Source organism: Meiothermus luteus (assembly GCF_003574085.1).
Classification (GTDB): domain Bacteria; phylum Deinococcota; class Deinococci; order Deinococcales; family Thermaceae; genus Meiothermus; species Meiothermus luteus.
The window spans coordinates 1-8,130 of record NZ_QWKZ01000113.1; the positions used below are offsets into that span (position 1 = coordinate 1).

10 protein-coding genes are annotated in these 8,130 nt (G+C 69.0%); 2 read left to right on the forward strand and 8 right to left on the reverse strand.

The window, feature by feature from the left end; translation table 11 throughout:
• The 7 genes from Mlute_RS12990 to Mlute_RS13020 form a co-directional block, all read right to left on the reverse strand.
• The coding region (locus Mlute_RS12990) for an FAD-binding oxidoreductase (protein ID WP_147371094.1) at positions 1–427 on the reverse strand (427 nt) is incomplete at its 3' end.
• Positions 424–1,218, reverse strand: a complete 795-nt coding sequence (locus Mlute_RS12995) for an SDR family NAD(P)-dependent oxidoreductase (RefSeq protein ID WP_119361033.1) — start codon at positions 1,216–1,218, stop codon at positions 424–426. The genes Mlute_RS12990 and Mlute_RS12995, both read right to left, overlap by 4 nt.
• Positions 1,219–1,226: 8 nt before the next feature.
• Positions 1,227–1,649, reverse strand: coding sequence for a nuclear transport factor 2 family protein (locus Mlute_RS13000; protein ID WP_119361034.1), 423 nt, complete (start codon positions 1,647–1,649; stop codon positions 1,227–1,229).
• Positions 1,646–2,344 carry an ABC transporter ATP-binding protein gene (locus Mlute_RS13005; RefSeq protein ID WP_119361035.1) on the reverse strand — a complete coding sequence of 233 codons (699 nt, stop codon included), beginning with the start codon at positions 2,342–2,344 and terminating at the stop codon, positions 1,646–1,648. Before Mlute_RS13005 ends, Mlute_RS13000 begins: the two co-directional genes overlap by 4 nt.
• Complete coding sequence (locus Mlute_RS13010; RefSeq protein ID WP_119361036.1) at positions 2,341–4,011, reverse strand: branched-chain amino acid ABC transporter ATP-binding protein/permease; 1,671 nt, start codon at positions 4,009–4,011, stop codon at positions 2,341–2,343. Before Mlute_RS13010 ends, Mlute_RS13005 begins: the two co-directional genes overlap by 4 nt.
• Complete coding sequence (locus tag Mlute_RS13015) at positions 3,998–4,852, reverse strand: ABC transporter permease subunit (protein ID WP_119361037.1); 855 nt, start codon at positions 4,850–4,852, stop codon at positions 3,998–4,000. Before Mlute_RS13015 ends, Mlute_RS13010 begins: the two co-directional genes overlap by 14 nt.
• Positions 4,853–4,855: 3 nt before the next feature.
• On the reverse strand, positions 4,856–6,013 hold the full coding sequence (locus Mlute_RS13020; RefSeq protein WP_245958976.1) for an ABC transporter substrate-binding protein: 1,158 nt from the start codon (positions 6,011–6,013) through the stop codon (positions 4,856–4,858).
• A gap of 121 nt (positions 6,014–6,134) precedes the next feature.
• Here Mlute_RS13020 and Mlute_RS13025 point away from each other — a divergent pair, with 121 nt between their 5' ends.
• Both Mlute_RS13025 and Mlute_RS13030 read left to right on the forward strand, forming a co-directional pair.
• The gene (locus Mlute_RS13025; RefSeq protein ID WP_119361038.1) at positions 6,135–6,866 is read left to right on the forward strand and encodes a GntR family transcriptional regulator; all 732 of its coding nucleotides are present in this window, start codon (positions 6,135–6,137) and stop codon (positions 6,864–6,866) included.
• Positions 6,867–6,988: 122 nt separating this feature from the next.
• Positions 6,989–7,639 (forward strand): histidine phosphatase family protein, encoded by a 651-nt coding sequence (locus tag Mlute_RS13030; RefSeq protein ID WP_119361039.1) that lies wholly within the window; start codon positions 6,989–6,991, stop codon positions 7,637–7,639.
• A gap of 122 nt (positions 7,640–7,761) precedes the next feature.
• On the opposite strand, the gene Mlute_RS13035 is transcribed toward Mlute_RS13030, so the two are convergent.
• Positions 7,762–8,130 (reverse strand): DUF1932 domain-containing protein (locus Mlute_RS13035; RefSeq protein ID WP_119361041.1); only part of this gene is annotated, 369 nt, incomplete at its 5' end.

Genomic DNA, 8,130 nt, shown 5'->3' on the forward strand with positions numbered 1-8,130 from the left:
AGTTCCAGCCCATGCCCCCTTGGAGCAAAAAGCCCCCCAGGCCCACCGTGGGGCAGTGCCCGCCGTGGAACATCCGCCCGCGGGCCTCGAGGTAGGGGGCCAGCACCGCCCCACCCTGAACCGCAGGGGCCACCGCCACCACCCCGGTCGCCTCGTCGTAGGCCATCCCCTGAAGGCGCGAGAGGTCGAGGAGCAAAGCGCCCTCCCGCAGGCTCCAGGCCGCCCAGCTATGCCCCCCGGCCCGCACCGCCAGCCGCAGGCCCTGGGCCCGGGCCAGCCGCACCGCCCGCACCACGTCCTCCTCGTCCTCGGCAAAGACGATAAGCTCGGGGGAGCGCTCGGGCCTGCGTCCGTTGAAGATGCGCCCCACACGGGCCTCCTCGTAGCCGGGCTCGCCCCTTCGGTAGACCCTTCCTCTAAAGCTCATAGCGCCCTTGTACCTCCGTCCACGGCAAGGTCGGCGGCGGTAATCCAGCTCGCCTCGTCCGAGACCAGAAAAACCGCCGCCCAGGCCACGTCCTCGGGGGTGCCGAAGCGGGCCAGCATGTGTTCTTTGAGCCACAGGTCGTGTATCTCGGGGTCGGCGATGACCGGCCGGGTGGCCCCGGTCACCACCAGCCCGGGGGAGATGGTGTTGGCCCGGATGCCAAAAGGCGCCCCCTCCAGCGCGAGCTGCCGGGTCAGGGCCAGCACCCCGCCTTTACCTGCGCAGTGGGCCAGCGCAGGGCTTCTCTCCAGCACCCGGTAGGCGTTGGCCGAGGCGAAGTTGAGGATGGCCCCGCCCTGCCGCTTGAGGTAAGGCCAGGCCGCCTGGCAGAGCAGAAAAACCAGGTCGAGCTCGCTCGCTAAGGTCTTCCTCCACTCCTCGTAGCTCAGCTCCTCCACCGGCTTGAAGGCCGCCCAGGCCGCGGCGTTGACCAAAACCTGGAGGCGGCCAAAACGCGCCAGGGTGAAGTCCACCAGCCGCCTTGCCTCCTCGGGCCGGGTCAGGTCGCAGGGGTGCAGGCTTTCCAGGGCCAGGCCCTCGGCCCGGGCCTCCTCCAGGGTGGCCTGGGCTGCTCGGGGGTCTAGGTCGCAGCCCACCACGCTGGCCCCGTGGCGGGCGAACATCAGCGCGCAGGCCTTGCCGATGCCGCTGCCAATGCCGGTCACGATGGCCACCTTGCCCTCTAGGCGGCTCGAGCGGGCCTTGGGGTTGGCAGCAGGGGGAAGGTTCATCGCGCCTCCTAGTGGGGAATGCCCAGCTCCCGCTTGCGGCCCTCCCGGTCGGTGTGGGTGAAGCGGTTGTAGGCCACCCGAATCTCGGTGAAGCGCCCATCCTGCACCCGGTACAGGACGAGGCCCTCAAACTCAAAGCGCTCCCCGGCGGCCACAGGGCCAAAGGGCGAGGCAGGGTCGTCCCGCAGGGCCTCAAAGTGGGCCCGCATCTGCACCGCTACCCCCTCGCCGTCCCCCACCCAGCGCTCTATTTCCAAGGTTTCGCGGAAGGTGCGCCAAATCCGGGCATAGTGGGCCTGCATAGCCTCGCGGCCCAGCAGCTCCAGGGTGCCGTTGAGCACCCGCACCTCCGGCCAGAGGAACTCCTCAAAAACGCTCAGGTCCTGGGCGTTGAAGCGCCGGATGTAGGCCTCGTAGCGCGCGCGGGTCATGCACCCACCTCCAGCCGACCCAAATAGGCCTCCTGCAGCAGGCCGGGCTCGCGCAGCAGGGCCTGGGCCGGACCGCTGTAGACGAGCCGCCCCTGGCTCATGACCAAGGCCTGCCGGGCGATGCCTAAGGCCAGGTGGGCGAACTGCTCCACCAGGAGCACCGCCAGCCCGGCCTGGGCCAGGCGCTCCACGGTCTCCATCAGCCGCCGCACCACCAAGGGGGCCAGGCCCAGCGACATCTCGTCTAAGAGCAGCACCCGCGGCCGGCCCAGAAGGGCCCGGGCCAGCACCAGCATCTGCTGTTCTCCACCTGAAAGCTGGCCCGCCGGCACCCGCCGGCGCTTTTCCAGCTCGGGGAAAAGGCCAAAGGCCTCCTCCAGGCCGGATCGGGCCCCCACCCAGAGGTTCTCCTCCACCGTGAGGCTGGGAAAAACCGCCCGGCCCTGCTCCACATGAGCCAGCCCGGCCCGGGCCCGGGCCACCCGGGAGGCCCGCTCCACCCGCACCCCAAAAAGCCACACCTCGCCCTCCTGCGCCGGAAGGATGCCCGAGAGGGCCTCGAGCAGGGTGGTCTTGCCCGCCCCGTTGGGGCCTAAAAGCGCCGTCACCTCCCCCGGCGGCACGCTAAAGCTCACCCCCCGCACCACCGGGGCCTGGCCCCGGGCCACCACAAGCCCCCGCACCTCCAGGCTCATGCCGCCACCTCCTCGCCCAGGTAGGCCGCCACCACCTTGGGGCTGGCGAGCACCTCGGCGGTGGGACCCGCTTCCAGCACCTCCCCGAAGTCCAGCACCACCACCTCGCCGCAGGCCCGCCGCACCACCTCCATGTCGTGCTCAATGAGGAGCACTGCCGCCCCGTAGAGCGCCGGAATCTGGGCGATGCGCTCGGCCAGGGCATGGCTCTCGGCGGCGGAGAGGCCGGCTGCGGGCTCGTCCAAAAGCACCGCCTTGGGCCTTGCGGCCAGGATGCCGGCCACCTCCAGCCTCCGCCGGGCGCCCACGTCCAGGGCGTAGAGAGGGGCCTCGGGGTCTTCCAGCCCGGCGAAGGCCAGGGCCTCGGCCAGCTCAGGGGGGGTAAGGGTTCGGCCGGCGGCGAGCTCGAGGTAGGCCCGCGCACTTAGCTCGGGGATGGTGCGGTCCTGCTGGAAGCTGCGCCGCAGCCCAGCCCGGGCCCGCTGGCTGGAGGCAAGCCCCTCCAAGGGTCGCCCCAAAAGCCGCACCTGGCCCTGGTAGGGCACAAAGCCGCTCACCGCGTCCACCAGGCTCGACTTGCCCGCCCCGTTGGGCCCAATCAGGCCCAACACCTGCCCTTCATACAGGGTGAGGCTCACCTGGGTAAGGGCCTGCACCGTACCGTAGCGCACCGAGAGGCCCTGCACCTCCAGCACGGGCTTGGGGCCAGGCTGGGAGGGACGGGCGGAGCCGCTTGGGCTGGTAGCAAGGGGCCGGACGACCGCCGGCCGGGCCCGGTTGCGCGCGGCCACCTCAAAGATGCCCCCTCCGGCCTTGAGGGCCATCAGAACCCCGAAGGCGAAGAACAGGTTGCCCAGGTTCTGCGAGAGGCCCAGCCGGCTCAGGGCCTCTGGAATCAGCCAGCTCATTCCCCCAGCCAAGAGGGCCCCGGCGGGGTAGTGGGCCCCCACCATCACCGCACTGGCGAAGAGAACCAGCGAACCGGTGGGGGCAAAGTTGCTGGCCGAAAGCAAGCCCAAAAGCCCCCCGGCCAGCCCAGCCATCCCCGCGCTCACCGCAAAGGCCCAAAGCTTAGCCCCGCTCACGTTGATCCCCATGGCCGCAGCCGCCCGCTCGGAGTGCTTGACCGCCCGCCAGGCGCTGCCCAGGCGGCTGTGGGAGAGCCACAGGCCCAACCCCAAGCACACAAGCAGCGCCCCCAGGCAGAACCAGTAGTAGGCCGCGTCGGAGGCCAGCAAACCGGGCCGCACCACCGGCTTGCCGATGACCCCGCCGGGGAAGTTGAGCAGGGTGAAGGCCAGGTCGGCCACCGCGGCGAAGCCCAGGCTGACCACCGCCAGGTGCACCCCCCGCACCCGCAGCGAGGGCAGGCCGATGAGCACCCCAATCCCCAAGGCCGCCAAGGCCCCTACCAGCACCTGCAACACGAAGGGCACCGGCAGCTCGTTGGCGTTGAAGTAGGCCACCACCCAGCCCCCCACCCCGGCCAGCGAGAGCTGGCAGAGCGAGACCAGCCCAGCCAGCCCGCCCAGAAGCCCCAAGCTCCAGGTGAGCAGGCTGGCGATGAGCATTCCCGTGGCCAGGAAGAGCCAGTAGCTGGGGAGCAGCCCTGGCAGGGCCACCAGCACCAACAGGCCAATCCAGGACCACCCACTAACGCGCCGCATCCCACACTTCCTTGCGCTGCGACCAAAGCAGCGCCGCCAGCATCACCAAGAACCAAAGGGCCTGCCGGTAAGGGGCGATGGGCAGGCTCGAGGCCACCCCCTCAATAAGCCCGATGCCAAGCCCCCCCACCAAGGCCAGCGGAAAGCTCCGGAAAAGGCCCACCAAGGCCCCGGCCATAGCCGGCAGCACCAGCAAGGAGAGCACCCCAAACTCCGGCGAGCGGTTGGGAGCGATGAGCATAACGGCCAGGGCCGAGACCCCACCAGCAAAGGCCCAGACCCCCACGGTCAGGGCCTGCACCGGCACCCCCAGAAGCTCGGCCGCGGTGGGCCGCTCGGCCAGGGCCCGCAACCAGACGCCGGCCCGGGTGCGCTGCAAGAAGAGGGCCACCCCCAGGGCCAGCAGAGCGGCCAGACCCAGGGTAACCAGCGTAGCGAAGGGAACGCGCAGCCCCAGCAGCTCCACCCCGCCAAAGCCCACCAGGTGGGGCACCGGCTTGGGGTTGGTGCCGAAAATCCAGAAGCCTAAGGTGAGGAGGGCAATCAGGTAGGCGATGGTCACGCTCGAGCGCACCTGGAGGGGCGCCTCGGCGAACCAGCGGGCCATGGCCCAGCCCAACAGGCCGCCAATCCCCACCGAGGCCAAAAGGCCCAGCCCCACCGCCAGCCCCAGGGGCCCGCCCCGCTCATGCAGGCTGAACATCACAAAGGTTCCGAAGACCCCGGTGGCCCCCAGGGCGAAGTTGAGGGTGCCGGTCATGCGGTAAAGGAGCACCAAACAGACCGCCAGCAAGGCGTAAGCACCTCCCGAGAGTAGACCGGCCAGGGCGGCTTGCAGCATGGCTCACCGGCGTTGCAGGCGAATCCAGCCCGGGTAGGCAAGGCGGTAGGCCCCGTCGCGCAGCTCGAGCATCTTGATGCTCTGGTTGGAGCGGTGGGCCGGGGCGTCGCCGAAGGTGTAGGGGTCGCCCAGCAGGGGGGTGCGGTAGGGCGGCATCCGCTTGAAGGCCGCAGCAACGCTCTCCCGGGTGATCTCACCCTGGATGGTCTTCAGGGTGTTGACGAAGATTTCTGCCGCCAAGTAGCTGGCCAGGCTGAAGGAGGTGAGGGGGATGTTGTTCTGGCGGGAGAGCTCACGCCAGTCGTTGAGGGCCGGGCTGTTGCCCAGGTAGGGCTCGAGCTCAGAGGCCACCTGCACCCCGTTGGCCCGGGAGCCCATGGCCCGGGCAAAGGCCTCGGTGTAGGTGGAGGGGAGGAAGAGCCACTGGGTGGCCCGCAGGAGGTTCTGGGCCAAGGCCGCGTTCATCCAGGAGATGGCAAAAGCGTCGCTTCCGGCAAAGAGGGTGGCCTCACACCCGGCCTGGCGCACCCGCAGCACCAGCGGGGTGGGGTCGTCGCCGGGTTTGTAGCTGTAGTCCTGCAGAAGGATTTTCTTCCCGGTAATCTGCTCAAACTCGGCCACCGCCTCGCGGTAGGCGGGCTCGAGACCCGGAAGCTGGGTGAAGAAGGCGCAGATTTTATCCTTCTTCAGGTTCTGCGCGGCGTACTGCAGCACCAAGGTCGTGGCCACAAAGGGCCCGGTGTTCACCGGGGAGATGTTGGGGTTGCGGAAGCAGAGGGGGTCTACCCCGGTGCCTTGGATGGAGACCAGGCCCCGCTGCACGTAGAAGGCCCCGTTCACGCTGCAGTCCAGCGCGCTGGCGCTGCCCACGTGGGCCACCACCCCGACGCTGTCCACCAGCCGCCGGGCAGCCTGGCTGGCCGCGGCGGGGTCGGTTTTGTCGTCTTCCACATACAGCTCGAGCCTGCGCCCTTGGATGCCCCCCTGGGCGTTCACCCGCTCAAAGTAGGCCCGCACGATGCGCGGCGGCTCGGGCTGGATGAACCCCCCGCTCAGCCCCCCGATGAACCCCACCCGGATGGGCTGGGGCTGGGCCAGGCCCACCCCACCCAGGCTCAACGCCGCCAACGCCCAAACGCCCGCTTGCCAAGGTTTCCACATGGCCTCCTCCTTTTGGGAATTGCTTCCCACCGGTGCTGCTTCTGCTTGGCCTGCTTATGTCTACAGGTAGCTAAACTATATACACTTTACGTTTCTGTGTCAACAGTGCTAGGATGAGGCCATGGAGAAAGCCCCCCCCAGCCGCGACGGACAGAACGTGCTGCACATCCACGACCGGCTGCGGGCCTCCATCCTGCGCGGCCTTCTGGCCCCGGGCCAGGTCACCAGCCAGCTCGAGCTGGCCCGCGACCTGGGGGTAGGCCGCACCCCCCTGCGCGAGGCCCTGCGCCTTTTGCAGCGGGAAGGCCTGGTCCTCCAAGAGCCCAACCGCCGGGTGCGCATCGCCGCGCTCTCGGTCTCCGACGCGGAGGAAATCTACACCCTGCGCATCACCCTCGAGGCCATGGCCCTACGCCTCAGCGTGCCCAGGCTCACACCGGAGGACTTTGCCGAGCTGGAGGGCCTCTACGCCCAGATGGAGCACTACATCCGCACCCAGGACATCGAGCGGCTAGACACCCCCCACCGGGCCTTCCACCTGCGCTTCGTGCGCGCGGCGGGCTCCCGCTGGGTGGAGGAGATCGGCCGGCTTTTTGACCACGCCGAGCGTTACCGCCTTTCGTTTTTCCAAGCCCACCCCGAACGGGGCCAGCTCCGCCAGGCCGAACACCGGGCCATCCTCGACGCCGCTGCCCGCCGCGACGTGGCCGCAACCATCGCTGGCATGGCCCGCCACTACGCCCACACCGCGCTGGTGGTCTTCAACGAGCTCCAGCCCGGCTACGTATCGGCCCGGCTAAGCGCCGTTCTAGAGGCGGTGGCCCCCGGGGCTTTGGACGAAGTTCAGCTCTAGGCCAGGACTCTTTCCCGAACTGCAGCCTCCTGGATTGAGAGCTAAGTCTATGAAGAGGTCTATCCGCTTTGGAGGTGCGGCCTTCCCCTAGCACCCCAGCGCTTGTGCTATCCTTGCACCCTATGAGCATCCTCCGCCTCACCCTCCTCCGCCATGGGCGCTCTCTGGCCGACGACCTGCAAGTCCACGAAGGTCGCTACGATGCTCCCCTCACCGAGCAGGGCTTGGCCCAGGCCCGTGCACGGCTGGAGGCGTTTCGCGCCCAAAACCTTTGCTTCGACCGGGTCATCTCGAGCCCCCTCCAACGGGCTCGAGCCGTAGCCGAGGTGATGAGCCAGGGGCTGGGGGTTCCGCTGGAGCTAGACCCCGACTGGATGGAGCAGGACAACGGCGCAATTGCTGGGCTTTCCTTCGAGGAAGGCGCCCGTCGCTTCCCCGAAAGCTTTCGTAACCCCTACGAAAAACCCTTCGGTGGCACCGGCGAGAGCGAGTGGGAGACCTACAGCCGGGCCGCGCGGGCCGTGCAGAACCTGGTGAACCGGGGCGCGGGTTCGTATTTGGTGGTGGCCCATGGAAAAATCCTCAACTGTGCCCTACGGGTCATCATGGGCATTCCCCCGAGCCCCAAAGAGCAGGGTATCTGGTTTTCCTTTGCCGACCTAGGCTACGCGGTGCTGGAATACCAGCCGAGCCGGCACATCTGGCGTCTGGACGGATTCGAGATGGGCTTCAACACCCTAGCGAACCCGCTCGAGGTAGCGCCACCTGCTTAGGGTCCATCTGCTGGTGTTTGAGGGCAGAGCGGCGGTAGCCAGGCGGGCCTTGGAGCGCTTCAGGAGGCTGTCCTTCCGAGCGGGGCTGCGCCTCGCCCCAGCGCCGACTTTCCCAGACAAGCTCAGGGTGTATGAGGGCCCGGCTCGGGCTTCGCGCCTGGTGCCCTCAAGCCCTCCAGCCACGCCGCCGTAGCCCGGGCCATCACCGGCTCTAGGCCCACCTCCTCCAGCAAGGCCGCCGCGGCCAGCATCTCCTCCCGCCGCCGCTCGGCGTGGCGCCGGCTGCCCTCCTCTAACCGATCCACAAGGGCGGCGTTGGCCTCTTCCAGGGTCTGGGCGATGTTCTGGCGGGTCTCGGCCTCGAGGCCAAGCCGCCGGGCCGCCTCCAAGGCCTCGCCCACCGCCGCCGCGAGCCCCTTGAAGAAGATGCTGCGCAGGAGCTTGCGGGTGGCGGCGGCCCCCGGCGTCTCCCCCACCCCCTCCACCACCGC